Here is a 24,257-nt window from a genome sequence, read left to right as displayed (position 1 = left end):
ACGACGGCTCGCGTTAGCTTTCGCAGGACTACGAGGGGACGCGGACCTTATGCTTTTCAGCTTGAGTATTTTTCTCCAGCCAACGCTCTCCCGCCGTGGCTGACAACGCCCTCGTTCTCTTCATCTCCGTCCTTGTCATCGCCGGCGCCATTGCCCTCATCGCGCTCGCTTTGCGCCGGCGGCGCAAGCGCCGCAGGGCGCGCGGCAGTGCCAATCCGGCCGGCGACTATGCACCCCGCACCGCCTGGGGTCCGACATCCGGCAAGCTGAACTTCTCATCCTTCGTCTTCATGGATGTCGACGGCGACGGAACCTATGGTCAGGCCGACCGCCCGATGGCCGGCATCGTGGTGCGGCTGTTCGACCAGTCCGGCCGCTTCATCGTCGCGGCGCGAAGCAACGCTGCCGGTTTTGCCAATTTCCCGATGTCGTCGACGCGGCGCAGCGCCGTGATCCGCTCGCCTGGAACGTTTCGCTTTTCGGTCTCCGTGCCGCCCGGCTGGCGCGCCAGCGGCGCCAACGAGAACCAGTCTGTGCGCGTGACGGATGCGCCCGGCTCGCTTGTCGGTTTGGCCGGAGAGGGCCTGCCAGGGCCCGTCGGCCTTACCCCTGCGCGCATGGTGAGCGGCAGGACGCCGGCCGCGGCCACCGCAACCCTATCCGTGATGGGCAACGGCCAGCTGCTCGAAAGCCACCCGCTCGGCGCGGCCACCACCTTCCGCTTCCCGCTCGCCGCCGAGGCCGATCAGGTCGTGATCGCCGGCGGCGGGTTCGACCGGCGCCTCGCGCTGTCGGCCTATCCGGCCGACCTCGGCTTGCTTGCGTCCGGGGCGCTTGAGCCCGACGCGGCGCTCAGCACCATCGGCTTCGACGACATCACCACGCGCGGCCTGAGCAAGATTCCTTCCGGGTACGCCGGGCTCGACTGGTACAATCTCAACGCCATGTCGCGTGACCACACCAGGAACAGCGAAGGCTACGTCAACGGCAACGTCTCGGGCGCCTATATCGCCTATACCAGCAGCGGCCATCCGGCAGAGTTCGGCCGTGCGGCGCCTTTCGGCTTCCATTCGGTGATGCTGAGCGCCGCATGGCTGCGCTCGGAAGGGGAGAGCGCGCTGGTCGAAAGCTGGCTGGGGGACGAGTTGATCGCGCGCGACGAGGTCACGCTGTCGGCGCTGGCGCCGGTTCAATACGCGCCGATGCTGAAGGCGGTGACGCGCGTGCGTCTGTCGACCAAACATCACTGGCAGATGGTGTTGGATGATCTCGTGCTGGCGCTCTGATGCATGTCGCCGAAGCGCGGCGGCTTACGAATGGGATATGTCAAAGACGAACTATGTCGCCCAGAGCATGCCGCAGCTTCGGGAGAAGAAGTGCATTAAAACAAGGAATTGCAGCGCGTTGCCTGAATTTCGGTGCAACGCGCTGTAATGGTCAGAAGGTGAGCGAAGTGGCGCCGTTGGCGGTGACTGCCGAAAGCCTGCCCTTCTTGACCAGCCTTGGTTTCTCATAGGTTTTCTTCATGGCCGGTTCCGCGAATTTCCTGGATCGCAAGAAGGAGCCAGGGTCGGCAGGCATCAACAGCAGATTGTCCGGCAGATCAGCTCGCCGGGCCGCCGCCATTGATAACAGTAGAAGGACCGCCGGCGACAATTGTCGAAAGCTTGCCTTTGCGGACCAACACAGGCTTCTCGTAAGTCTTCTTCATGATTGAACCCCCGTTAACCATTCGAACTGACAAGACGATAATCAGCCGCCTTGTCACGCAACAAGCCAGGATGACAGCTGGCCTCAAACATCAATGAAGCTGATCGAGCTGTCCCCGAATCAACCCGGGACCGGTGTCGAACCCGCGACGACCATCGAAAGCTTGCCTTTGCGGACCAACACAGGCTTCTCGTAAATCTTCTTCATGCTGTGGCTCTCCTGAAAATCCCGGGCGGATAATGTCATAAGAGCGTTTGCTGTCAACCAGCGCGGGTAGTCGAGCTTGTTATTCTTGGGGAGTGTGGCTTTCTGCTCACGGGCCGCTTGTTTATGGAGCGAAAGACATCACGCTTCGGTTCTGAGCATCGGGATATTGGCCGGCCGGCTGAGTAAAGCCGAAATTCGGCCGGCGGCGGGATTGAAGAAGTCACGCCGCGCCAAAGCACGTTTACCTTTCTTCGTATGATCTCTTGCACTTAGCCCCGGCGAAAAGCTCGGCTAGAATGGCCGATGCGCCTTCCGCCAGTTGGAGTGGAGGCGCCTGGGGGATGCCGATGAAAAGATCGACCGACAGGCTGTTGGCGCTGGCGATGCTCGTCGTCGGCTTCGCTTGCTTCGCCAAGCTTTATCTGGCGATGGGGGGCAAGCCCCCGGCCACGACGAGCGCCGGGATCTTCGGCGCGGCGGGCATGCTTTCGATTCTCGCCGGGCTTTCGTTCCTTGCCGGCCTGCTGCCGGCGGCGGCAAGGCATAATCCGGCAACGCCGCTGTTCGGCCGCGACGCTGCGACCGTGCCGGCCGGGCGCCCGCGGCTGCGCCGCATCGCGCTTGCCGTGCCGCTCATTGCCCTTGTCGTCATCCTCGCCGACCAGTTCGGCCGGTGGCGGGAAACAGGGGGCGATGCGGCCGCGCCGGCCAGGGAAGTCGCCGTCGCTCCGGCGGAGCCTGTGATCTCACGGGCTCCCGCGCCAAAGCCTGCGGCACCTGCACCCACGCCGGAATCGACCGCGAATCTGCCACCGCTGGCCGAGCCAGTGTCGGCGCCTGTCGCGCCGGCGTCGACGACCGCGCCGTCCGAGCCGGCGGCCGCTCCGCCGCAGCACGCCGCACCGGCGCAGCCTGCAACAACGCCGACCCGGCAGACCGCGCTGGCGCCGGCCACGCCGCCGCAGACGCTGGTCCCGCCCCGGCCACCGCCCCCAGCCCAGCCAACCGCGCCGGAAGGCCACCGCGATGCCGTCGTCTGGCTGGCGGTGTCGGCCGACGGCCACCAGATCATGAGCGCCAGCACCGATCGCATGATCAAGCTCTGGGATATCAACGGCAAGCGGCTGATCCGCGACCTCGGCGTCCACAAGGACATGGCGCGCAGCGCGCTCTTCATGCCCGACGGCAGAAGCGCGCTCACCGCCGGCGACGACGGCGAGATCGTGCTCCGCCAGCTTTCCGATGGCGCGGTGCTGCACGTCTTCTCGTCCGGAGCGAACGGCGGCGTCAGGCAACTGAAGATCAGCCCCGACGGCAAGCTCGCCGTCAGCGGCCACGACACCGGTTCCGTCGTCGTCTGGGATTTGCAGAAAGGCACGGTGCTGCATGTCCTGCCGGGCCACGATTGGTCGGTGAGTTCCGTCGCCATCTCGCCAGATGGCGCCAGGGCGCTCACCGGCAGCATCGACGGCGAACTGAAGCTCTGGGACATCCTTGCGGGCAAGCAGCTGCGCAGCTGGCACGGCCACGATCGCGGCGCCTATGGCGCGCTCTTCCTGGCCGACGGCCACCATGCGGTGACCGGCAGTGGCGACTACACGATAAAACTCTGGGACCTCGACACCTTCAAGGAAGTGCGCCGCTTCGACGGTCATTCCGGCACCGTCTATGCGCTCGCCTTATCGGCCGACGGCAAACGGCTCGGCTCCGCCTCGCTCGACGGCACGGCGCGGATCTGGAATATGGATACGGGCGCCGAGATCGCCGAGTTCGACCCCGGCACCGGGCCGATCTACTCGGTCGCCTTCGCCCCCGACGGCACGCTTCTCACCGGCGGCATGGATCGCACCATCCGCGATTGGCCGGCGGCAGGCGGGGAGGGCAAGGTGCTGTTCGCCGGCGCGCCGGAGTGATCGAGATATTCGCAACCACGGATATTCCAGAACGGCTCTGCTTGCGCTACTAATTACTGGTGGTTGCAAGTGGGGCGGGTACTATGAGCAATAACGACGGGTCTCTGGACGCGAATACAACTGTCATCAGTGCGCCTGTGCGGCGCCACAGAAGAATCCTTTTCATAATCCTGGCATTGCTGGCCGCTTATGTGCTGCTTGGACCGTTGAGAAATTACTATGTGCAATGGTCGGCAATAAGGAAAGTACAGGCGGCGCACCTAGCTAAGGATTATGAGGAAGAATTTCGTCAGCTGTCGGTGCTGGCGAGCATGGGCAACCGGGATGCTCAGGGCTATCTCGGCGCAATGTACTGGCGTGGTGACGGAACCGCACAGAACGACGAGCAGGCGGTCTACTGGTGGCGCAAGTCAGCTGACGGCGGAATTGCGGAGGCTGAAGCGTCGCTTAGCCAAGCTTATTCTCTTGGACGTGGTGTCGCGAAGGACGATCAGCTTGCGGCCAGTTTGGCGAGGAAGGCGGCGGATAAGGGCAATGCAAATGGCGAATACCAGCTCGGCGTCCTTTATTTGCAAGGTCAGGGGGTGGTCAAAAGTGCTGAACAGGCGGTCTATTGGTGGCGCAAAGCGGTCGATGCAGGAAGCGTCGAGGCGGCATACAGCCTCGGTCAGGCTTATTATAGCGGTCTGGGCGTCAAGATAGACGACAAAACAGGAGCGATCTGGACTCGCAGGGCGGCCGACAAAGGGCATTCAGAAGCCGCTTATGTCCTCAGCAGGGCGTACAAGTTCGGCTTAGGCGTAGAGAAAGACAGCCAACTCGCCGCCACATGGGCGCGCAAGGCTGCAGATCAGGGAAACGCGGACGGCCAATGGATGCTCGGCGTGCTCTACCATCTGGGTGAGGGCCTGACACAGAACGACAGCCTTGCATTTCAATGGTGGATGAAGGCCGCTGCCGGTGGCGTCATGCAGGCGCAATACAGTGTCGGCACCGCGTATGCTACTGGAAAGGGCGTTGGCAAGGATGATGCCCAGGCACTCCTCTGGATGAGCAGGGCGGCCAACCGGGGGGACGCCTTAGCACAATCAAGCCTGGGTTCGATGTACTGGCTTGGTATGGGCGTACGGCAGGATGATGTTCAAGCCGTTGCCTGGTGGCGCAAAGCTTCGGAGCAAGGCAACGCCGAAGCACAGTTGTTGCTGGGGAATGCGTACTTGAAGGGCAGGGGCGTTGCTCAAAGCAGCCGGGATGGTGCAGCCTGGTGGCTCAAAGCGGCGGACGCAGGCAACGCGGACGCTCAAGGGCAACTCGGCATTCTGTACCACCAAGGCCTCGGCGTTGCTCGGGACGACCGGTTGGCGGTCAAATGGTGGATCAAGGCCGCGCCCAGCGGCGTTGCGGTGGCACAGTACAGTCTCGCGAACGCGTATCGCACGGGAAATGGCATTGCCAGGGACGACGCCCAGGCATTCTACTGGATGAACAAGGCAGCGGATCAAGGCACTCCTCTGGCGCAATCCGCGCTCGGCGGGATGTATGCCGCTGGCGCGGGTGTTCCGCAGGACCACGCTCAAGCCGCGGTTTGGTGGCGCAAGGGCGCCGAGGCAGGAAATGCCGAAGCCGGCTACAATCTTGGCCGGGCCTATTTGCTCGGCGAAGGTGTCGAGAATAATGACCGGCTGGCCGCCGAATGGACGCAGATGGCAGCCGACGGGGGTAATGCCGATGCCCAATATCAGCTAGGCATTCTGTACCATGAAGGCCGCGGATTTGCTCGGGATGGCGGATTGGCCTTCCAATGGTGGATGAAAGCCGCGGTTAAGGGGCATGCCGTCGCGCAATACAATGTCGGCACGATGTATGGATTGGGACAGGACGTCAAACGGGACGACGGCCAGGCACTCGCCTGGTTGAGCAAGGCTGCTGAGCAGGGCAACGCAGAGGCCGAGGAGGCAGTCGGGAACGCCTATTCCACGGGTACCGGTGTCTCGGAGAGCAAGGCTAATGCAATTGCGTGGTGGCTCAAGGCCGCACGGCAAGGAAAGCTAGATTCGAAGCTCAGCCTGGCTTATGCATATGCAAACGGCGTAGGCGTCGCAAGGGACGACAAGGCCGCCGAGACCTGGTGGCTTGAAGCAGCCCAGGCTGGCAATGTCGATGCCGAGTTCAGCCTTGGTACGCTCTACTTGCGGGGGATTGACGGCAAGCCGAACTACCCGGAAGCAACCAAGTGGTTCCTCAAGGCGGCCGAGCACGGCAACGCCCAGGCCAAGACCTATATCGAGCTCATGAAGGAAAGCGGCCAGTTCGATAGCAAGACGCTGTGAGAGGTGGGTGCCTTGCGGCATGCTGGTGATTGGTGAATGTCTGGGCACATCAATCTCTCCCTTGCGGGGAGATGCCCGGCAGGGCAGCAGGGGCGTGCGGAGGAACGCGGCCTTCGCGACTACGCCTTCGCCGGACGAGTGATTGCTGACAAGAGGTTCGCCAAGCCATGAATATAGTCGAAGCCTCGATCGCCGACCTGCGCCGCGCGCTGGAAGACGGCACAGTCACAAGCGTCGAGCTCACCGGCGCGTACCTGCGGCGCATCGCCCATTACGACCGCCACGGCATAGCGCTGAACGCCGTGCCCATCCTCAATCCAAAGGTGTTCGAGGAGGCGGCAGCTTCCGACCGCCGACGCCGCGCGGGCAAAACGCTTGGACCGCTGGACGGCATCCCCTACACCGCCAAGGACAGCTACAAGGTGAAAGGCCTGACGGTCGCGGCCGGCTCGCCGGCCTTCGAGCATCTGATCGCCAGCGAGGACGCCTTCACGATTGCCCGGCTGCGCGCCGCGGGCGCGGTGCTCATCGGCCTCACCAACATGCCGCCGATGGCCAATGGCGGCATGCAGCGCGGCGTCTATGGTCGCGCCGAGAGCCCCTACAACAAGGATTATCTCACCGCCGCCTTCGCCTCCGGCTCGTCGAACGGCTCGGGGACGGCGACGACCGCGTCCTTCGCCGCCTTCGGGCTCGGCGAAGAAACCTGGTCGTCCGGCCGCGCGCCGGCCTCCAACAACGCTCTGGTCGCCTACACGCCGTCGCGCGGCGTGATCTCGGTGCGCGGCAACTGGCCGCTGGTGCCGACCATGGATGTGGTGGTGCCGCATACGCGCAGCGTGCCGGACATGCTGGAACTGCTCGACGTCATCGTCGCCGACGACCATGACACGCGCGGCGATTTCTGGCGTGTGCAGCCCTGGGTTTCGGTCCCGAAGGCATCAGCGCTGAGGCCGGCGAGCTATACCGGGCTTCCCCTGCAAGGCGCGCTTGAGGGCAAGCGGCTCGGCGTGCCGAAAATGTATATCGGCAAGGATCTCGGCGCCGGCCGGCCGATCGAGACGCGCGCCTCTGTGCTGGAGCTCTGGCGGCAGGCCGCGCATGACCTGCAGGCGCTCGGCGCCGAGGTGGTCGAGGTCGATTTCCCCGTCGTATCGAACTATGAGCGCGACCGTCCGGGCGCGCGCTCCATGGTTGATCGCGGCCTGGTGCCGGAGGAATTTGCAAACCGCGAGATCTGGGACCTGTCAATCTGGTCGTGGGACGATTTCCTGCGCGCCAATGCTGATCCCGCGATTCCCGATCTCGCCTCGGTTGATGGCCCGAAAATCTTCCCGCAGCCGCCGGGCACGCTGCCCGACCGCTATGGCGACGACGGCTTCGACCTGGCGGACTATGTCGAGCGGGCGAAGGACGGGGTGAGCCCGCTCGAGGCCATTCCCACCATGGAGGACGGGCTGAAGGGGCTGGAAGAGACGCGCCGCATCGACTTCGAGAACTGGCTCGACGCCAACCGCCTCGACGCCGTGGTGGTGCCGGCCGTCGCCGATGTCGGCCCGGCCGATGCGGATGTCAACGAGGCCTCCGCCGATCTTGCCTGGCGCAACGGCACCTGGGTCGCCAACGGCAATCTGGTCTGGCGGCATCTCGGCATCCCGACGGTGACGGTGCCGATGGGCACCATGGCCGACATCGGCATGCCGGTCGGCTTGACCTTCGCCGGCAAGGCCTATGACGACGTGGCGCTGCTGACGATGGCCGGCGGCTACGAGCGCGCCACCCAGCGCCGCACCGTCCCGCCACGCACGCCGCCGCTGGCCGATGATGTGTTTGAACGGAGCGAGGGCACATTGGGCCGCCCCAGCGAAGCGCTGCTTATGCTGGCCCTCACCGCCGAGACAATCCATGCCGGCGACACGGACGAGATCGCGATCGCGCTGGAGATCGACGCGGGCGAGGCCGGGCCGGATGCAGCCGTGAAAGTCCACGTCAACGGCGAACCGGTCGCCATGCAGGGAAGCGGCAACCGCCACACCGGCCGGGCCGTCGTGCCGGCTGCGACGCATCAGGGCTTCCACAGCGTCTGGCGCCGCGCCTACGGCTCGATCGTCACGGCGATCGTGAGGCTGCCGGATCGGCGAGTTGGCGGGGCTTATGTTGTGACCGGCGGGATTGGGTAGGGCGCTTATCTTCTCCCCTTGTGGGAGAAAGAGGATCGGCGGGTAGCGCCGAGACGGATGAGGGTGCTGGAAGAAGATTGAGCGCTCCGGCAGCGGTGCCGTGCCTGTAGGAGGCGGGCGTCCTTAATCTCAAACTAACCAGCGGAACAATAGAATACATCCATGAATTGGTGGATCGGACTTTGCTGGTCGGCTGGGACCCTTTGCTTTGCGGCGCTCGACTATCGGGCCCGGAAATCGGCCGGCAGGCGACATTCAGACTGGCTCTGGCGCCTGGCCATGTACTTTGCGGTGGGCGGCGGCCTTTTCGCGGCCATGGGATATGCGCCCATCGTCCTTTACCGCTTGGGTGAGTCCATCGTCGGTTTATACAATCATCCACCTGCACCGAAGATGCTGCTGGCTTTCGCAACTACTGCGGTCTGCGTGGTTCTGGCCCTGGAAATTCTTAAGGTAGCCGTTAGAACAATGCGCGAAGCCGGCAGTTCGCTGCCGGGTCGCCACTCAATGAATCCTGCCTGGCGGATCGCTATTGCTCTCGTGTTGTTCGCCATAGCCGTGGGCCTCCTTGCTGGCAGCGTCTATGTTCTGAGGAACCGCTAGCAGAAAGCTCTAGCTCGTACGGCCTGAACCCAAGCTCTGGCAAGCGGCGCCGAACTGTCGATCTGCCACAAGGGCGTGGACCACGCTCGTCCCCGTGCTTGACCCACCCCCCACCTCCGCTATCTTCGCGCCCATGCCAGACACCGCTCCCTCGGCCGCCGCTCCGCTGATCGTCATCGACCTCCAGACCGGCATGTTCGACGGCCGTTTCGATCCGCCGATCCATGATGCCGACGTCATTGCCGAGCGCGCGCGAAAATTGATCGATTGGGCGCGCAAAACCGGCCGCAAGGTGGCCTTCGTGCGTCATGACGGGCCGGCGGGGGATCCGCTGGCACCGGGCGCTTCCGGCTGGCCGGTATGGCCGCAGCTCGGCCAGGCGGCCGGCGAACCGACCTTCGGCAAGAGCGTCGGCAATGCCTTCTCCAACGCCGATCTCGGGCAGTGGGTCGCGGGGCAGGGCGTTCGCGACGTGGTGCTCATCGGCGCCCAGAGCGATTTCTGCGTTGCCGCCACGGTGAAAGGCGCTCTTGCCCAGGGCCTCGGCGTCACCGTCGTTTCGGATGCGCATTCGACGCTCGATTCCGAGGAGGAGAAAGCGCCCGACATCATCGTCCGGCACAACAAAGCCTTCGCCGAGGAGGGCGCGCGGCTGACGACGACCGCGGCGCTGATTGGGGGCTGAGGGCTTGGCTCCTCCTTCTTCCTTGTGGGAAGAACGCGTCGCCGAAGGCGACGGATGAGAAGGGAAAACCAACCCAAGGAGCGCTCATGCCAATCCCCTCCCTGCCTGCCGAAGGTGGCTGCCGCTGCGGCCGCGTGCGTCTCAGGATCTCCGCCAAGCCGCTGCTCACCATGGCCTGCCATTGCACCGGCTGCCAGAAGATGTCGTCGAGCGCTTATTCGCTGAGCGCCGCCATTCCCGCGGATGGCTTCGAGATCACCAAGGGCGAGCCGGTGATCGGCGGCCTGCACGGCGCTTTGAAGCACTATTTCTGCGGCTACTGCATGAGCTGGATGTTCACCCGGCCGGAGGGGCTCGACTGGTTCGTCAACCTGCGCCCGACCATGCTGGATGACCCCGCCTGGTTCACGCCTTTCGTCGAGACCTGGACCAGCGAGAAGCTGCCCTGGGCCGAGACGCCCGCCCTGCGCAGCTTCGCGGCCCTGCCGGCCTTCGAGGAATATGACGGGCTGGTCGCGGAATATGCAAAGTCCCAGGCCTGATCGCCCAAAACAAAACGGCGACCCGGGTCAGATCGCCGTTCAGTACAAGGTCGACGCGGCCGTTGGGGGCGACATTGTTGGGGATGTGCTTGGGCGTCCGCGTCGACCAAGGCGGCCTCGTACCGCAGCCTGGACTATGGCATGTTTTTCTCGTGCCGAAACTTCCGCGATAGCGGAATAGGCAGGCGACAGGGACTTCCCCACCGGCGCTTGGAATTAAGGTTAACGGCGGCGCAGGCGATCGGGCGCGCGATCTGCCAACCGCGGGTGACAGAGAACTTCGGCGAAACACTTTCTATCCCGATCCGCGTTGACCTCTGCCCGCCGAGGGACGACGACTGATGCATCATTGCTGATGGATTGCATCTTGCCCCGCTTTCTCAACGCAAAACTCGCCGACGGCTCCCTGGCCGACCTCACCGTTGCCGACGGCCGCTTCAACGCCATCACGCCCGCCGCCAATGCCGCCGGCGCGGCGCCAGGCGCCGTCGATCTCGCCGGCCAGCTCGTGCTGCCGGCCTTCGTCGAGGGCCACATCCATCTCGACACCTCCTTCTATGGCGATGCCTGGCGCCCGCACATTCCCTGCACCAACGGCTTCGACGTGCGCGAGCGGGTCGCCTTCCAGATGCGGAACCTCGAGCAGGCCGCGCCGATGGAAGAGCGCGCGAAAAACCAGCTCGAGCTTTGCGTCGGCAATGGCAGCCTTGCGATGCGCAGCCATGTCATGGTCGACGCCGCGGTCGGGCTGAAACATGTCGAGACGATCCTTACCGTGCGCGAAAAATATCGCGAGCTGATCGACATCCAGCTCGTCGCCTTCCCGCAAAGCGGCATCCAGTCGTCGCCCGGCACCGCCGAGCTTCTGGACGAGGCTTTGAAGCTCGGCTGTGATCTGATCGGCGGGCTCGACCCGGCAAGCTTTGACCGCGATGTGAAGGGCCATCTCGACGTCGTCTTCGGCCTTGCCGAAAAACACGGCGCCGGAATCGATATCCACCTGCATGACGGCGGCACCCTCGGCCTGTTCGAGATCGAGGAGATCGCCGCGCGGAGCACGGCACTGGGCATGCAAGGCAAAGTCGCCGTCAGCCACGCCTATGCGCTGGGCGACATTTCCGCCGACGCGCTGGCCAAAGCCGGCGAGCTGCTCGCCGCCTCCGGCGTCGCCATCATGACCAACGCGCCGGGCAACCATCCTTTCCCGCCGGTGGCGGCATTGCGCAAGGCGGGCGTCACGGTCTTTGCCGGCTCCGACAACATCCGCGATTCCTGGTGGCCTTACGGCGATGGCGACATGCTGAACCGCGCCAACATGATCGGCTACCGCTCCGGCTTCTACGAGGATTGCGAGCTGGAAGCCGCCTACGACGTGGTGAGCCATGCCGGCGCCAGGGCGCTGGGGCTCGAAGGCTATGGCATCGCCGTCGGGGCCAAGGCCGATTTCGTCGCGCTCAGGGCCGAGCATGTGCCGGAAGCGGTGGTGGCGGTGCCGAAGGAGCGAACCGTGTATCGCGCAGGCAGGGAAGTGGTCAGGGACGGGAAGGTGGTTGATCGGGCCGGCCTCACCGGGCTGCCATCCACCGGCCTGCGATCTGCTTGACAGTCCGATAGCCGTACCGCATTTTTCCGGCGAGGCAGGGGACATTTCGCCATGAAGAAAGAATATTCGAAGCCGACGTTCGTCCGCAAAGGCCGGCTCTCGGCGCAGACCGCGCAGCAACTTCCTTCCGGTGGTACGGACTAACACCTGACGCCTATCTTGGCGGACAAGGCAATCAGCAATTGTGCGCCCGTTATTGCCGGCAGCGCCGCCTGTTGGCACTCGCCTCTAGTGCCGCGACGTCGAAACCCAATTTAATTCGCACACAAATGTTTCAGGCCGCTCCGGCTTCGTGAAGCATTTCACCGTCTGCGCGCAATCGCCTGGTTACAGACGCACCTCAAAAGCGGCGCCCGGAGGGCGGCCGCCAGTTCTGCCGCTGCTTTGTGGAGGTTGCGATGTTTAAGAGCCTTAACCGAATTCGCGCCGCGTTCGCGCAGGCGAGCAGGCGCCGCAGGACGACGCGCGAGCTGAACGAACTGCCGCCGGAGATCCGCAAGGACATCGGATGGCCCGATACGGCCCGGGACGACGAGATTCGATTGCCGTTCTAATGCATTGTTGCCCAAAGTGCGGAGCGGTTTGGGGATAAGGGCATGCATAAGCAAAGCCTCGGCTTGCGGTGACGTGATGCCGGCAGCACGGGACGACGAACGCGCCGTCCCTGCTGCCTGGCCAGGCCGTCAGCCGGCGGGCTTGTAGGCCCCGGCAGCCTTGTTGGCGACCGCGAGCACCGCCTTCATGTCGAGTTCTTCGAGGACGACCAACTCGCTCAACGAGCCGCTCGCGCGCACGGCAAGGGCCATGCCCATCCCGGCGACCTGATCCGGCACCTCGCCATTGACGACGACGTCGTAAATGCCGCGCGTGAACATGACGCTGCTCATCCTGCCGCCGACGCTTTCAAAGAGCGCCTGGATTGCAGCTTCGCGGTTCGATCCCTGCATCAGCCCTTTGGCGGCATGGGGTTCGTAACTTGCCAGTATGGTGACCTTCATGGCTATCTCCTCCAAATATCATTGCCTCAGGCTGTTCAATGGTTTGAGCAGCCGAGGTGATTGTTGTTTCACTGACATTTGACTTGGTCACGGACCGCCCGGGCACCATGGCCAACAGGCGGTTCAGCCGGAGCACGGCTTCGGCTTCAGACAATATGCGCCTATTCTAATATTACGACAATCCCGCGATGAGCGGACCGCCGTCGGTGCCAGATATCTCCATCGGCATTCATGAAGATTTGTGGGCCAAATGTCGTCAGAGCGATGCGCCATGGCCGTTTTGTGTATTCACGCGACGGGCGTGGCCTGATAATAGGTCAACCAACCTGACCTAAATTACTGAAACGAAGCACTGCGGGAGGTGCGCTTTGACCTTGTTGAATCTTCTGGCCTCGCGCTCCTCGCGCATGAAGGCCTCGGAAATCCGCGAGCTCCTCAAACTGCTTGATCAGCCCGACATCATCTCGTTCGCCGGCGGTATTCCCGATGCCTCGCTGTTTCCGGCCGAGGCCATCGGCGACGCCTATCAGGCCGTGCTCGGCGGCGCGGAAGCGGGGGCCGCGCTGCAATACCAGGTCAGCGAAGGTTTCCTGCCGCTGCGCAAATGGCTGGCCAGCTATATGGGCAGGCTCGGCATCCAATGCGACGAGGGCAACATCTTCATCACCTCCGGCTCGCAGCAGGCGCTCGACTATCTCGGCAAGCTGTTTCTGTCGCCGGGCGATACCGCGCTGGTCACCTGGCCGACCTATCTCGGCGCGCTGCAGGCCTTCAACGCCTACGAGCCGCGTTACGACCGGCTGAACATTGCCGGCGGCAACATGACGCCGGAGGCCTATCGCGCGGCAGCCGCGGGCAACGGCGGCAAAGTGAAATTCGCCTATCTGGTGCCGGATTTCGCCAACCCGACCGGCAACACGCTGGATAGCAAGCAGCGCGAGGCGGTGCTCGACCTCGCCGGCGAGCTCGACATCGCCGTCATCGAGGACGCCGCCTATCGGGCGCTGCGCTATTACGGCGAGGCGGTGCCGCCGATCCTGGCGCTGGATTGTGCCCGCTCGGGCGGCATCGACAATGCCCGCACGCTCTTTTGCGGCTCCTTCTCCAAGATCCTGTCGCCAGGCATGCGCGTCGGCTGGGTCTGCGCGCCGCGCCATGTGGTGGAAAAGCTGGTGCTGATGAAACAGGCCTCCGATCTGCACAGCCCGTCGATCAACCAGATGGTCATGCATCGCGTTGCCGAGACCATCTTCGACGCCCAGGTGGAGAAGCTGATCGGTGCCTATCGCCGTCGCCGCGACGCGCTGCTCGGCGCGCTCGAGGAAAACATGCCGGACGGCATTTCCTGGAGCCGGCCGGAAGGCGGCATGTTCGTCTGGCTGACGCTGCCCGAAGGCACTGACGCCACCGCGTTGCTGGCGCGTTCGGTAAAAGAGGCGCGCGTCGCCTTCGTGCCGGGCAACGCCTTTTACGCCGACGGCACTGGCCGCAACACGCTGCGCATGTCCTTCACGCTGGCCGACGACCGCGCGGTGGGCGAGGGCGTGCCGCGATTGGCGAAGCTGCTGAGGTAGCCAATTCCCTCAAAGAGAGATCGACAGCCGGCTATCACCTCCTTCTCGCGCAGGCGTGATTGGTAGTGCGCAGCCGTGATTATAGCCCCGCCGATTCTTCGGCTAGGGTCGCGGCCGATCCAACACCCCCTGGATCGGCAGGCAGCGAAGTCCCACCTTCAAGGCCTCAACGAAAGGGCCCCGACGGCTTCCACCGGCGGGGCTTTTTTGTGTCGGCGATCCGGCGCGAATCGAAACCGCCCTACTTGTTGCAGTTCTGCATGTTCGAGGTCGTATTGCCGCTGGCCGTGTTGTTGTCGGTATCGTTGGCGCCCGTATCCTTGCAGCGATCCTGCATGCCGGCCGGCTGGTTCGTCGAATTCGTGGAATTCATGGAATTCGTGGAATTCGTGGTGGTCGTATCCGTGCCAGGGGTTGTCGGCGTGGTGACCGTGGCACCGCCCGTCGCACTGCCCGAGGCGCCGCCAGTCGTGCCCGAGACGCCGCCCGAAACGCTGCCGCTGGCGTCGCCGCTCGCGCCGGCTGTCTGAGCCATGGCGCCCGAGGTCGCGAGCGCCAGGGTAAGAACGGAAGCTGCGAGAATCTTCTTCATCATCAGGAAATCTCCATTGGTTTGCATCGTTGACTAAGTTTCCAACGGAGCTTTCCAGGGGATGTTCCGGCTGAAAAAATTCGTGAAGAACCGCATAGCTCTGTTTTTCTGAGCCAACAGCCAGATCGCGTGGCGGCACTTTCAGGAAGGGCCGGCAAGGACAAATCGTGTCGCCCGGGTTGGCGAGAGGGGGGATAGTATACACGCATCGCCGCGCGTGACACTGGTCATCCGCAGTGCTCCGGATCCTCTCCTTGTAAGGGAGATCGGCAGCTCCGGCGCCTGCCGACCCGTCACGCAAAGTTGCTCGGCTCCGGCGCGCCTTTCGGATAGACTTTGGGCAATCCAAGTAGAAGGAGTGAAGCCATGACTTCGCGCCTCAGCCTGATTGGACTTGCCTTCGCTGCCTTCGCCACTCAGGCATCCGCCTTCGAGATCTCCAGCCCGTCGGTTTCCAACGACAAGTGGGACGCAAAATATCTCGGCGACAAGCCCGGATGCGGCGGCAAGAGCGTCTCGATCGCGCTTGCCTGGAAGGACCCGCCGGCGGGCACCAGGAGCTACGCGCTCACCATGTTCGATCCCGACGCCAACGACGGCAAGGGGTTCTGGCATTGGCTTGCCTGGAACATCCCGGCAAGCGCCAAGGGCCTCGCCGAAGGCGCCAGCTCCAAAGGCGGCAAGCGCCTGCCGAAGGGCACGGTGTCCGGCATGGGCGGCGTCGGTCGCACCGGCTATTTCGGCCCATGTCCGCCGCCCGGCAGCGGCACGCACCACTATGTCTTCACGCTCTATGCGCTGAGTGAGGCGAAGCTGCGCACGCCGGAAAATCCGTCGCCCGAAATGGTGTCGGTCGCGGCGAAGAGCCAGGCGCTGGCGGAGGCCAGTGTGACGTATACCTACGGGAGGTAGCTGATCTCCCCCCTCGAGGGGGGAGATGGCCGGCAGGCCAAAGCGGGTCGATGCGCGTAGCGCCGACGCCCGAAGAACAATAAGAGGGCAAGTTGGCGCATCATGCGCGCCGACCCTCTCTGTCGCCTTCGGCGACATCTCCCCCCGCAAGGGGAGATCAGCAGCTCACTCCGCCGCTTGCAACCTGTCCTGCGTCTTCGTCTCGAAATCGCTGGCGTCGTGGCGCTCGTGCAGCTGGGAGGCCGGATCGCCGGAGATGCGGTTGACCATGCGGCCGCGCCTTACCGCCGGCCTGGCGTCGATCGCGTCGGCCCAGCGCTGCACGTGCTTGTATTCATGCACGGCGAGGAACTGCGCGGCATCGTTGTAGCTGCGGCCTTTGGCGAGCCCGCCATACCAGGGCCAGACCGCCATGTCGGCGATGGTGTAATCCAGCCCGGCGAGATACTCGCTTTCCGCCAGCCGCCGATCCAGCACGTCCATCTGCCGCTTGGTTTCCATGGCGAAGCGGTCGATGGCGTATTCGATCTTTTCCGGCGCATAGGCGTAGAAATGCCCGAAGCCGCCGCCGAGATAGGGCGCCGAGCCCATCTGCCAGAACAGCCACGAGAAGGTTTCGGCCCGCGCTGCACGCTCCGTCGGCAGAAACTCGCCGAATTTTTCCGCCAGATAGGTGAGGATCGAGCCCGACTCGAACACGCGCACCGGCTTCGGCTCGCTGCGGTCCATCAGCGCCGGGATCTTGGAGTTCGGATTGACCTCGACGAAGCCCGAGCCGAACTGGTCGCCGTCATTGATGCGAATCAGCCAGGCGTCGTATTCGGCGCCCTTGTGGCCGCGCGCCAGCAACTCCTCCAGCATGATCGTCACCTTCTGGCCGTTGGGCGTGGCCAGCGAATAGAGCTGCAGCGGATGCTTGCCGACAGGCAATTCCTTCTCGTGCGTCGGCCCGGCGACTGGCCGGTTGATGGAGGCGAAGGTGCCGCCATTCGGCTTGTTCCAGGTCCAGACTTTCGGCGGGTTGTACTGGTTCATCTCGGGAGGCCTTGTTGCTGTGAGCGGGATGCGGGGTTCGTTGGCGCAAGATTTAGGTGCGGTTGCGCGGGCGTCAAAGAAAAAAGTTCAAATTTCGTTGAACTAACGCTTGGGCCAGCAGCGCCCCGCCTTCTCCGTCAGGGACAGATGCCCTTGCACCGCGTCCCTTTGGCCATACTTATAGAAAAAGACCCGTAATTCAGGATCGACGATGACCATCGAAAAAATCTCGCGCTCCGTCGTGGCCGTGCGCGCCACGGTTCCGGACGACGCCTTCACCGCCAATGCGCTGGGCACGCGCCGTGAGGGCAGCGGCGTGGTGATCCGCGACAGCGGGCTGGTTCTCACCATCGGCTATCTCATCACCGAGGCCGAGGAGGTCTGGCTGACCGACCAGGACGGCCGCGTGGTTGCGGCGCATGCGCTGGCCTATGACCAGGAGACCGGCTTCGGCCTGGTGCAGGCGCTGGCGCCGCTCGGGCTGCCGGCAGTCAAGTTCGGCAATGCCAGGAAGGCCAATATCGGCGACGCCGTGACGCTTGCCGACGGCATCGGCCAGCAGGTCGACGCCCACATCGTCACCAAGCAGGAATTCGCCGGCTATTGGGAATATCTCATCGACGAGGCGATCTTCACCGCGCCGGCGCATCCCTCGTGGGGTGGTGCTGCGCTGTTCGACCGTGACGGCAAGCTGCTCGGCGTCGGCTCGCTGCGCCTGCAGATGAGCCGCGCCGGCGAGGTTGCCGACATCAACATGATCGTGCCGATCGACCTTCTGACGCCGATCCTCGACGATCTGGTCAAGCGCGGTCAGGTCGCCAAGCCGCCGCGCCCGTGGCTCGGCGCCTTCTCGGCGGAGTCGAACGGCATGGTGGTGGTGATGAGCGTCGCCGAAGGTGGTCCCGCGGCAAAGGCTGGCCTTCGCCAAGGCGACATCATCTCCGACGTGCGCGACGGCGAGGTTGACGGTCTCGCCGACTTCTATCGAAAACTCTGGCAGAACCCGGCCGGCGCGGAAATTCCGTTGCGCGTCGTGCGCGACGGCCGTGAGACCTGGCTTCGCGTAAAATCGGCCGACCGCAACTCCTTCCTCAAGAAGCCGCAGCTGCAGTAACGTGCATCCAAGGCTGCTGAAGACCTTTCTCGCGGTCGCGCGCACACGCAACGTCACGCGCGCGGCGGGCGAGCTCAATCTCGCACAGTCGAGCGTCAGCGACCAGATCCAGGCGCTCGAGGCCGAGCTGGGCGCGACGCTGTTCATACGGTCGCGGCAAGGGCTGGACCTGACGCCGGCCGGCGAGGCGCTGCAACCTTACGCCGAGGAATTCCTGGCGCTCGCCGACGACGCCCGGACCGCCATCGATGCCACCAAGGCCGAGACGGCCGGCAGCCTGTCGATCGGCGCGCTCGAGACGATCGCTTCGGCAAAACTTCCCGGCTGGCTCGCCGATTTCCAGGCCGTTCATCCCGACATCGACATCAGGCTGAAAATCGCAGGCAGCGGCGAGTTGCGCCGCAGGCTGGGAGAGGGTGGGATCGACGTCGCCTTCTGCTTCGACAGACCGGGCGCCAGCGAGCCCGACGAGCGCTTCGCCAGGCGCCCCGTCGCGGCCGAGCCGCTGGTGCTGATCGCGCCGCCGGGCGAGAACCGGGCGGATGTCGATCTGGCGGAGCTTGCCGAAAAGCGTTTCGTCGCCACCGAAACCGGATGCGTCTACCGCGTCATGGTCGACACGGCCTTCACCGAGGCGGGCCTCGGCGGACCGAAGCTCGCGGCCGAGGCTGGCAGCATTGACGCCATCGCCGGCTTGGTGGCGGCCGGCGCCGGCTTCGGCCTTGTGCCGCGGCTGGCGGTCGCCGCGGCGCTCGATCGCGGCGAGGTGGCCGAGATCGCATGGCCGGGCCCGATCCGCTCGGCGGAGCTGGTCATGATCTGGCGGCGCCGGCGCGTCCAGCCGCCGGCGCTGAAGCTCTTGCTCGCGGCGATGGGCGAAAACTTCGCGCTCGTCAGACCAGCCGCTGCCCGCCCTCGACATGCAGCGTCGTTCCCGTCGTAAAGCCGTTGCCCATCAGGAAGCGGATCGCGTCCGCAATGTCTTCCGGCCGTCCGACCCGTCCCGCCGGCAGGCGCTTCGCCATCGCGGCAAGCGTCTCGTCCTTCGCATCGCCGGCAACGAATTGCCAGATCGGCGTGTCGACCCAGCCGGGCGAGACGGCATTGACGCGGATCGGCGCCAGCTCGATGGCCAAGGCCCGCACCAGCCCTTCGAGCCCGGCGTTGACGGCCGCGACCACCGAGCCGCGCGCGGCCGGGCGGTAGGCGGCAATGCCGGAGACGAAGGTGAGCGAACCATTGGCCGAAAGTTTCGGCGCGCCATGCTTGGCCAACAGCAGCGGCCCGTAGAACTTGCTGTCGACAACCTTTTGCGCCGCCGAAAGCTCGATGTCGGGCAAAAGCCGGTAGGCGCCTTCGATTTCGGCCGCCGTGCTGACGATATGCTCGAGCCGGCCGATGCGCGCGAACAGCGCCGCGACCTCGGCCTCGCGGCTGATGTCTGCCACCGCCGTTGCCAGCGCGGCCGGGCAGCCGAGCTCATCGCGCGCGGCGTTCAGCCTCGCTGCATTGCGCCCGGCGATGATGACGCCGGAGCCTTCGGCGAGGCAGCGCCTGGCAAGCGCCAGCCCCATGCCCGAACTGCCGCCGACGATCAGGATTTTTGTCTCGTTCATGTCCATGCCTTTCCTTTGCATGGACGGTGATGTGGCAGGCCGGCCGGCGGAGCGGAAACGGAAGAAACCGATAGTGTTATCGGAGAGTCCGATGGTTGGCTGGCGCGGCTTTGATAATTCAACCAGGCAGGGCAGGGGGGCGCCAAGAAACGCGGCCTTAAATTCCCACGACTATAAGCTAAGGCGGCGGCGTCTCGACAGGGCTGGCGGGACAGCGCGCCCTCTGGTCTGCCGGCCGTCTCCCCAACAAAGGGGAAGATCGGAGCCTCGGCTCAGGCAAGAAGGAACACCGATGGCCCCCATCAAGGTCGACCCGAGCAAGGTCCACGAGTTCTCGGACGCTGAAAGCTTCTACGCCTGGCTCAGCCAAAACCACGCCGGCGAAAGCGAGGTCTGGATCAAGATCCACAAGGTTGGCTCTGGCCTTCCTTCGATCACGCCGAAGGAAGCGATCGACGTCGTGCTCTGCTTCGGCTGGATCGATGCGGTGCGCAAGTCGCTCGACGAGAAGAGCTTTCTGCAGCGCTACACGCCGCGCGGCAGGAAGAGCATCTGGAGCAGGATCAACGTCGACAACGTCGCGCGCTTGATCGAAGAGGGCCGCATGACGGAGCATGGCCTGCGCGAAGTCGAGGCGGCCAAAGCCGATGGCCGCTGGGACCGCGCCTATGGCGGCTCGAAAGAGATGACAATTCCGCCCGACCTGCAGGCCGCGATCGATGCCGAACCGAAGGCCAAAGCGATGCTGGCAAAGCTTTCGGCGCAGAACCGTTTCGCGCTCGCCTTCCGCGTCCACAACATGAAGACCGAGGCGGGGCGCAAGAAGAAGATCGAGACGTTCGTCGAAATGCTGAAGCGCGGCGAGACGATCTATCCGCAGAAGAAGTAGGGCACGATCCGGACCGGACGACCGCGCCAGCGACCCGGTAAGCAAAAACGCCGCCTTTGAGGGACGGCGTTTCCGGGAAGCGATGATCCCGAACCCTGTTGAAGCGGTCCGGGATCATTCGGTCATGAAGTCTTTGGCCAATTGCTGAAAAGCCAAAAGCCGGCGACGCGCCTTATGCGGCGAGCTTCTTGCCGTGCTTCTTGTGGGTACGCTTCTTGGTGTGGTGCTTCACATGATGCTTCTTGGCGTGATGCTTCGAGTGCTTCCTCACGTGATGCTTGCGGGCGTGACGGCGATGATGCTTGACGTGCTTCTTGTGCGGGCCGTTGGCGTCCGGCTTGGCCGTCTCGGTGGCCGCAGCCGGAGCCGCGGTGGTCGTCGTGGTCGCAGCCGTCGTGGTCGCGGCAGCGTTGGCTTCGGTAGTGCCGAGCGCCGGCACCGCGAAAGCAAGCGCGACCGCCAGGCCGAGAACGGAGAGAAGGGTCTTTTTCATAAGTCGGCATTCCTTTTTCGAAGATCGATATCAGGTTGTCGCTGGCCGTAGTTCGGCTGCTCCGGTGCCGCTTATGACAGCCGGTCTTTTCGCGAGTTTTTCCGGGCTGTTGAATCTTGTTTCCGGATTGTGTCTGGCGGGGAGGGGGCGCTTGCTGGTCAATTCGACCTGCCCCGGCTGGGTCGCGACATGGGCGGTGCCGGCGGCCGCCCCGTCGCGCAAGGCGCAGCCGGCATCGTCTGCGCCGCAACCTTGCCCGACGGTCCGACCGGCGGCTTTTTAGCGATGGCAAGCGGCTGCCCTGGTGAAGGGACACCATGCTGCCCCCAACCCATCCGCATGCTACGAAAATAGCATTCCCGGCCAGCGAAATGTGATGCTAGGCTCGCGCCCGTGCACCCAAGGCGCGCGGCGGCCCAGCCGCAAACGAGCAGGCCCGCAAGAATAGGAGTGGCAGGCGGGATCGAGGCCTCAATCCACAATCCGACGGAACTGTTGAACCATTGCGAGGTCCGCCGCGTTTCCCGTGGTTGACCACAAGGGAGGAACTACCAGTGAAAGCATCCTATCTCGTCTCCGCCGCGCTCATTGCGGCATCCGCAATGCCGGCGGCGGCTGGCGAAATCTCGGACGGCAAGGTCAAGATCGGCATCTTGAACGACCAGTCCGGCGTCTATGCCGATTTCGGCGGCAAATGGTCGGTAGAGGCCGCCAAGATGGCGGTCGAGGATTTCGGCGGCAAGGTGCAGGGCGCGCCGATCGAGATCGTCAGCGCCGACCACCAGAACAAGCCGGACATCGCCTCCGACATCGCGCGCCAGTGGTACGACACCGAGCAGGTCGACGCGATCATGGAGCTGACCACGTCTTCCGTCGCGCTCGCCGTCCAGGGGCTTTCCAAGGAAAAGAAGAAGATCGACATCGTCACCGGCGCCGCCTCCACCGACCTCACCGGCAAGCAGTGCTCGCCCTATGGTTTCCACTGGGCCTACGACACCCACTCCCAAGCGGTCGGCACCGGCGGCGCACTGGTGCAGCAGGGCGGCGACAGCTGGTATTTCATCACCGTCGACTATGCATTCGGCTATTCGCTGAAGGACCAGACCGCCAAGCTCGTGGAATCCAGTGGCGGCAAGGTGCTGGGCGAGGTGCGCTATCCGCTTGGCTCCACCGACTATTCCTCCTTCCTGCTGCAGGCGCAGTCCTCCGGCGCCAAGATCATCGGCCTAGCCAATGCCGGCCTCGACACCTCGAACTCGATCAAGCAGGCGGCCGAGTTCGGCATCGTCGCCGGCGGCCAGCGGTTGGCGGCGCTGCTCTTCACGCTGGCCGAGGTGCATGGCCTTGGCCTGCAGGCGGCGCAGGGCGTTGTGCTGACGGAAGGCTATTACTGGGACCGCGACGATGTGAGCCGCGATTTCGCGCAACGCTTCTTCAAGCGCACCAACCGCATGCCAAACATGGTCCAGGCCGGCACCTATTCGGCGGTGACGCAGTATCTGAAGGCCATCGACAAGGCCGGCACCGACGAGACTGAAGCGGTGGCCAAGCAATTGCATGAGATGCCGGTCAACGACGTGTTCACGGTGAACGGCAAGGTGCAGGCCGACGGCTCGATGGTGCACGACATGTATCTCTACCAGGTCAAGAAGCCGGAGGAGAGCAAGAAGGACTGGGACTACTACACCTACCTGGCGACCATTCCCGGCGACAAGGCCTTCATGAAAGCCGAGGACAGCGGCTGCCCGCTCGTCAGCAAGTGACGCTCGACACCGCCACCGCCGTCCGCCGGGACGGCATCGACCAGACGCCGCGGGTGGTGCTTTCCGCCCGCGGCCTGCGGCGCGACTTCGCCGGATTCGTCGCCGTGAAGGATGTCGACCTCGACGTCCACCACGGCAGGATCCATGCCTTGATCGGCCCGAACGGCGCCGGCAAGACCACCATCTTCAACCTGTTGACCAAATTCCTGCAGCCGACCAGCGGCACCATCCAGCTGCTCGGCACCGACATCACCCGCACGCCGCCGGCCAAGGTGGCGCGCATGGGCCTTGTACGCTCCTTCCAGATATCGGCGATCTTTCCGCATCTCAGCGTGCTCGACAATGTGCGCGTCGCGCTGCAGCGTCCGGGCGGGCTGGGCTATCAGTTCTGGCGCCCGGTCTCGGCGCTGGACCAGCTGACGCCCCGGGCGCGCGAGCTGCTAGCCATAGTCGGGCTCGACGACGCCGCGCATCGGCTGGCGGGCGATCTCTCCTATGGCAGGAAGCGTGTGCTGGAAATCGCCACCACGCTGGCGCTCGATCCAAAAGTTCTGCTGCTCGACGAGCCGATGGCCGGCATGGGGCATGAGGATGTCGGCACGATCTCAGGCGTCATCCGCTCGCTGGCGAAAGACCGCGCCGTGCTGATGGTCGAGCACAACCTCACCGTCGTTGCCGATCTCTGCGACTGGATCACCGTCATGCAGCGCGGCCAGGTGCTTGCCGCCGGCGACTACGCGACTGTGAGCCAGGACGAGCGCGTGCGCGTCGCCTATATGGGGACCGAACATGAGTGAGCCACTGCTTGCCGTGCGCGACCTTCATGCCTGGTACGGCGAGGGCCATGCGCTGCACGGCGTCAACCTCGAAGTCCTGCGCGGCGAGACGGTTACGCTGCTTGGCCGCAACGGCGTCGGCAAGACGACGACGCTGCGCGCCATCATGGGGCTGATCCGCAAACGGACGGGCAGCGTCACTTTCAATGGCAAGGACCTGATCCGCCTGCCGCTGCACCGCGTCGCCCACCAGGGCATCGGTTTCGTGCCGGAGGAGCGCGGCATCTTCGCCACGCTCACCGTCGACGAAAATCTGATCCTCCCGCCGGTGGTGGCCAAGGGCGGCATGAGCGTGGAGGAGATCTTCGACCTCTTCCCCAACCTCAAGGAACGTCGCAACAGCCAGGGCACGAAGCTTTCCGGCGGCGAGCAGCAGATGCTGGCGATCGCCCGCATCCTGAGGACCGGCGTCGAAATGCTTTTGCTCGACGAGCCGACCGAAGGCCTTGCGCCGGTCATCGTCCAGCGCATCGGCGAATTGTTGGCGACGCTGAAGAAGCGTGGCATGACCATCCTTTTGGTCGAGCAGAATTTCCGCTTCGCCGCCCGCATCGCCGATCGCTTCTACCTGATGGATCACGGCAAGGTGGTGGAAGGTTTCCCGGTCGGCCAGCTTTCCGCGCACACCGACAAACTGCACGAGGTGCTGGGGGTATGATGGC

Annotated in this window: 24 protein-coding genes; 17 read left to right on the top strand and 7 right to left on the bottom strand. The window is 64.4% G+C overall.

Annotated features, from left to right (window positions below; all coding sequences use genetic code 11):
• Window positions 1-95: 95 nt before the first annotated feature.
• Window positions 96-1,286, top strand: coding sequence for a hypothetical protein (locus P9217_RS00935; protein ID WP_278086838.1), 1,191 nt, complete (start codon window positions 96-98; stop codon window positions 1,284-1,286).
• Between the two features lie 151 nt (window positions 1,287-1,437).
• On the opposite strand, the gene P9217_RS00930 is transcribed toward P9217_RS00935, so the two are convergent.
• On the bottom strand, window positions 1,438-1,527 hold the full coding sequence (locus P9217_RS00930) for a lasso RiPP family leader peptide-containing protein (RefSeq protein WP_164746769.1): 90 nt from the start codon (window positions 1,525-1,527) through the stop codon (window positions 1,438-1,440).
• A gap of 76 nt (window positions 1,528-1,603) precedes the next feature.
• Complete coding sequence (locus P9217_RS00925; protein ID WP_141245906.1) at window positions 1,604-1,711, bottom strand: putative RiPP precursor; 108 nt, start codon at window positions 1,709-1,711, stop codon at window positions 1,604-1,606.
• Between the two features lie 553 nt (window positions 1,712-2,264).
• Between P9217_RS00925 and P9217_RS00920 the strand changes: the two genes are divergently transcribed.
• The 8 genes from P9217_RS00920 to P9217_RS00885 all read left to right on the top strand — a co-directional run bounded on the left by P9217_RS00920 (window position 2,265) and on the right by P9217_RS00885 (window position 12,327).
• Window positions 2,265-3,830, top strand: a complete 1,566-nt coding sequence (locus P9217_RS00920; protein WP_278086839.1) for a WD40 repeat domain-containing protein — start codon at window positions 2,265-2,267, stop codon at window positions 3,828-3,830.
• A gap of 83 nt (window positions 3,831-3,913) precedes the next feature.
• Window positions 3,914-6,160 (top strand): SEL1-like repeat protein, encoded by a 2,247-nt coding sequence (locus tag P9217_RS00915; RefSeq protein ID WP_278086840.1) that lies wholly within the window; start codon window positions 3,914-3,916, stop codon window positions 6,158-6,160.
• A 167-nt stretch (window positions 6,161-6,327) separates the two neighbouring features.
• Window positions 6,328-8,340, top strand: a complete 2,013-nt coding sequence (locus P9217_RS00910; RefSeq protein WP_278086841.1) for an amidase — start codon at window positions 6,328-6,330, stop codon at window positions 8,338-8,340.
• Window positions 8,341-8,502: 162 nt separating this feature from the next.
• Window positions 8,503-8,943, top strand: a complete 441-nt coding sequence (locus tag P9217_RS00905) for a hypothetical protein (RefSeq protein ID WP_127325577.1) — start codon at window positions 8,503-8,505, stop codon at window positions 8,941-8,943.
• A gap of 133 nt (window positions 8,944-9,076) precedes the next feature.
• Window positions 9,077-9,628, top strand: coding sequence for an isochorismatase family protein (locus tag P9217_RS00900; protein WP_278086842.1), 552 nt, complete (start codon window positions 9,077-9,079; stop codon window positions 9,626-9,628).
• Between the two features lie 86 nt (window positions 9,629-9,714).
• On the top strand, window positions 9,715-10,170 hold the full coding sequence (locus P9217_RS00895) for a GFA family protein (RefSeq protein WP_278086843.1): 456 nt from the start codon (window positions 9,715-9,717) through the stop codon (window positions 10,168-10,170).
• A gap of 355 nt (window positions 10,171-10,525) precedes the next feature.
• Window positions 10,526-11,773, top strand: a complete 1,248-nt coding sequence (locus tag P9217_RS00890; RefSeq protein WP_278086844.1) for an amidohydrolase family protein — start codon at window positions 10,526-10,528, stop codon at window positions 11,771-11,773.
• A gap of 398 nt (window positions 11,774-12,171) precedes the next feature.
• Window positions 12,172-12,327 (top strand): DUF1127 domain-containing protein, encoded by a 156-nt coding sequence (locus P9217_RS00885; protein WP_095824518.1) that lies wholly within the window; start codon window positions 12,172-12,174, stop codon window positions 12,325-12,327.
• Window positions 12,328-12,456: 129 nt separating this feature from the next.
• Here the strand turns inward: P9217_RS00885 and P9217_RS00880 are convergent, their stop codons facing one another.
• The gene (locus tag P9217_RS00880; RefSeq protein WP_067322535.1) at window positions 12,457-12,771 is read right to left on the bottom strand and encodes a GYD domain-containing protein; all 315 of its coding nucleotides are present in this window, start codon (window positions 12,769-12,771) and stop codon (window positions 12,457-12,459) included.
• 407 nt (window positions 12,772-13,178) lie between these two features.
• Here P9217_RS00880 and P9217_RS00875 point away from each other — a divergent pair, with 407 nt between their 5' ends.
• A complete protein-coding gene (locus P9217_RS00875; protein WP_278086972.1) occupies window positions 13,179-14,345 on the top strand; it encodes a PLP-dependent aminotransferase family protein in 1,167 nt (388 codons plus the stop codon).
• Window positions 14,346-14,586: 241 nt separating this feature from the next.
• Here P9217_RS00875 and P9217_RS00870 read toward each other — a convergent pair whose 3' ends face one another.
• Window positions 14,587-14,940 carry a hypothetical protein gene (locus P9217_RS00870; protein ID WP_095824669.1) on the bottom strand — a complete coding sequence of 118 codons (354 nt, stop codon included), beginning with the start codon at window positions 14,938-14,940 and terminating at the stop codon, window positions 14,587-14,589.
• Window positions 14,941-15,303: 363 nt separating this feature from the next.
• Here P9217_RS00870 and P9217_RS00865 point away from each other — a divergent pair, with 363 nt between their 5' ends.
• Window positions 15,304-15,849, top strand: a complete 546-nt coding sequence (locus P9217_RS00865; protein WP_127240615.1) for a YbhB/YbcL family Raf kinase inhibitor-like protein — start codon at window positions 15,304-15,306, stop codon at window positions 15,847-15,849.
• Between the two features lie 165 nt (window positions 15,850-16,014).
• On the opposite strand, the gene yghU is transcribed toward P9217_RS00865, so the two are convergent.
• Entirely contained in the window at window positions 16,015-16,884 is an 870-nt protein-coding gene (gene yghU / locus P9217_RS00860) for a glutathione-dependent disulfide-bond oxidoreductase (RefSeq protein ID WP_278086845.1), read from the bottom strand.
• 211 nt (window positions 16,885-17,095) lie between these two features.
• Between yghU and P9217_RS00855 the strand changes: the two genes are divergently transcribed.
• Together P9217_RS00855 and P9217_RS00850 are read left to right on the top strand one after the other, a co-directional pair.
• Window positions 17,096-17,998: a S1C family serine protease gene (locus P9217_RS00855; RefSeq protein ID WP_095778255.1), complete on the top strand. Its 903-nt coding sequence runs from the start codon at window positions 17,096-17,098 to the stop codon at window positions 17,996-17,998.
• 1 nt (window position 17,999) lies between these two features.
• Entirely contained in the window at window positions 18,000-18,941 is a 942-nt protein-coding gene (locus tag P9217_RS00850) for a LysR family transcriptional regulator (RefSeq protein WP_127243212.1), read from the top strand.
• On the opposite strand, the gene P9217_RS00845 is transcribed toward P9217_RS00850, so the two are convergent.
• A complete protein-coding gene (locus tag P9217_RS00845; protein WP_278086846.1) occupies window positions 18,892-19,620 on the bottom strand; it encodes an SDR family oxidoreductase in 729 nt (242 codons plus the stop codon). The genes P9217_RS00850 and P9217_RS00845 overlap by 50 nt on opposite strands.
• Window positions 19,621-19,906: 286 nt before the next feature.
• Between P9217_RS00845 and P9217_RS00840 the strand changes: the two genes are divergently transcribed.
• Complete coding sequence (locus P9217_RS00840) at window positions 19,907-20,503, top strand: YdeI/OmpD-associated family protein (protein WP_095801378.1); 597 nt, start codon at window positions 19,907-19,909, stop codon at window positions 20,501-20,503.
• A gap of 172 nt (window positions 20,504-20,675) precedes the next feature.
• On the opposite strand, the gene P9217_RS00835 is transcribed toward P9217_RS00840, so the two are convergent.
• Window positions 20,676-20,996, bottom strand: coding sequence for a hypothetical protein (locus P9217_RS00835; protein ID WP_095801377.1), 321 nt, complete (start codon window positions 20,994-20,996; stop codon window positions 20,676-20,678).
• A gap of 554 nt (window positions 20,997-21,550) precedes the next feature.
• Between P9217_RS00835 and P9217_RS00830 the strand changes: the two genes are divergently transcribed.
• The 3 genes from P9217_RS00830 to P9217_RS00820 are packed head-to-tail and all read left to right on the top strand — an operon-like array spanning window position 21,551 to window position 24,253.
• On the top strand, window positions 21,551-22,759 hold the full coding sequence (locus P9217_RS00830) for an ABC transporter substrate-binding protein (RefSeq protein WP_278086847.1): 1,209 nt from the start codon (window positions 21,551-21,553) through the stop codon (window positions 22,757-22,759).
• Entirely contained in the window at window positions 22,756-23,556 is an 801-nt protein-coding gene (locus P9217_RS00825) for an ABC transporter ATP-binding protein (protein ID WP_278086848.1), read from the top strand. The genes P9217_RS00830 and P9217_RS00825 overlap by 4 nt, the downstream gene beginning before the upstream one ends.
• Complete coding sequence (locus P9217_RS00820; RefSeq protein WP_066998451.1) at window positions 23,549-24,253, top strand: ABC transporter ATP-binding protein; 705 nt, start codon at window positions 23,549-23,551, stop codon at window positions 24,251-24,253. The genes P9217_RS00825 and P9217_RS00820 overlap by 8 nt, the downstream gene beginning before the upstream one ends.
• Window positions 24,254-24,257 lie beyond the last annotated feature (4 nt).

It is taken from the genome of Mesorhizobium sp. WSM4989, assembly GCF_029625795.1.
GTDB lineage: Bacteria > Pseudomonadota > Alphaproteobacteria > Rhizobiales > Rhizobiaceae > Mesorhizobium.
Note: the sequence above shows the minus strand (reverse complement) of the source record. Positions and strands in the feature narration are given on the sequence as shown.

Coding starts and splice junctions, on each gene's coding strand:
- P9217_RS00840 (WP_095801378.1), top strand. CDS start 19,907: ATGGCCCCCATCAAGGTCGACCCGAGCAAGGTCCACGAGTTCTCGGAC.
- P9217_RS00865 (WP_127240615.1), top strand. CDS start 15,304: ATGACTTCGCGCCTCAGCCTGATTGGACTTGCCTTCGCTGCCTTCGCC.
- P9217_RS00900 (WP_278086842.1), top strand. CDS start 9,077: ATGCCAGACACCGCTCCCTCGGCCGCCGCTCCGCTGATCGTCATCGAC.
- P9217_RS00875 (WP_278086972.1), top strand. CDS start 13,179: ATGAAGGCCTCGGAAATCCGCGAGCTCCTCAAACTGCTTGATCAGCCC.
- P9217_RS00890 (WP_278086844.1), top strand. CDS start 10,526: ATGGATTGCATCTTGCCCCGCTTTCTCAACGCAAAACTCGCCGACGGC.
- P9217_RS00910 (WP_278086841.1), top strand. CDS start 6,328: ATGAATATAGTCGAAGCCTCGATCGCCGACCTGCGCCGCGCGCTGGAA.
- P9217_RS00820 (WP_066998451.1), top strand. CDS start 23,549: ATGAGTGAGCCACTGCTTGCCGTGCGCGACCTTCATGCCTGGTACGGC.
- P9217_RS00920 (WP_278086839.1), top strand. CDS start 2,265: ATGAAAAGATCGACCGACAGGCTGTTGGCGCTGGCGATGCTCGTCGTC.
- P9217_RS00905 (WP_127325577.1), top strand. CDS start 8,503: ATGAATTGGTGGATCGGACTTTGCTGGTCGGCTGGGACCCTTTGCTTT.
- yghU (WP_278086845.1), bottom strand. CDS start 16,884: ATGAACCAGTACAACCCGCCGAAAGTCTGGACCTGGAACAAGCCGAAT.
- P9217_RS00870 (WP_095824669.1), bottom strand. CDS start 14,940: ATGATGAAGAAGATTCTCGCAGCTTCCGTTCTTACCCTGGCGCTCGCG.
- P9217_RS00925 (WP_141245906.1), bottom strand. CDS start 1,711: ATGAAGAAGACTTACGAGAAGCCTGTGTTGGTCCGCAAAGGCAAGCTT.
- P9217_RS00885 (WP_095824518.1), top strand. CDS start 12,172: ATGTTTAAGAGCCTTAACCGAATTCGCGCCGCGTTCGCGCAGGCGAGC.
- P9217_RS00855 (WP_095778255.1), top strand. CDS start 17,096: ATGACCATCGAAAAAATCTCGCGCTCCGTCGTGGCCGTGCGCGCCACG.
- P9217_RS00895 (WP_278086843.1), top strand. CDS start 9,715: ATGCCAATCCCCTCCCTGCCTGCCGAAGGTGGCTGCCGCTGCGGCCGC.
- P9217_RS00915 (WP_278086840.1), top strand. CDS start 3,914: ATGAGCAATAACGACGGGTCTCTGGACGCGAATACAACTGTCATCAGT.
- P9217_RS00835 (WP_095801377.1), bottom strand. CDS start 20,996: ATGAAAAAGACCCTTCTCTCCGTTCTCGGCCTGGCGGTCGCGCTTGCT.
- P9217_RS00845 (WP_278086846.1), bottom strand. CDS start 19,620: ATGGACATGAACGAGACAAAAATCCTGATCGTCGGCGGCAGTTCGGGC.
- P9217_RS00930 (WP_164746769.1), bottom strand. CDS start 1,527: ATGAAGAAAACCTATGAGAAACCAAGGCTGGTCAAGAAGGGCAGGCTT.
- P9217_RS00880 (WP_067322535.1), bottom strand. CDS start 12,771: ATGAAGGTCACCATACTGGCAAGTTACGAACCCCATGCCGCCAAAGGG.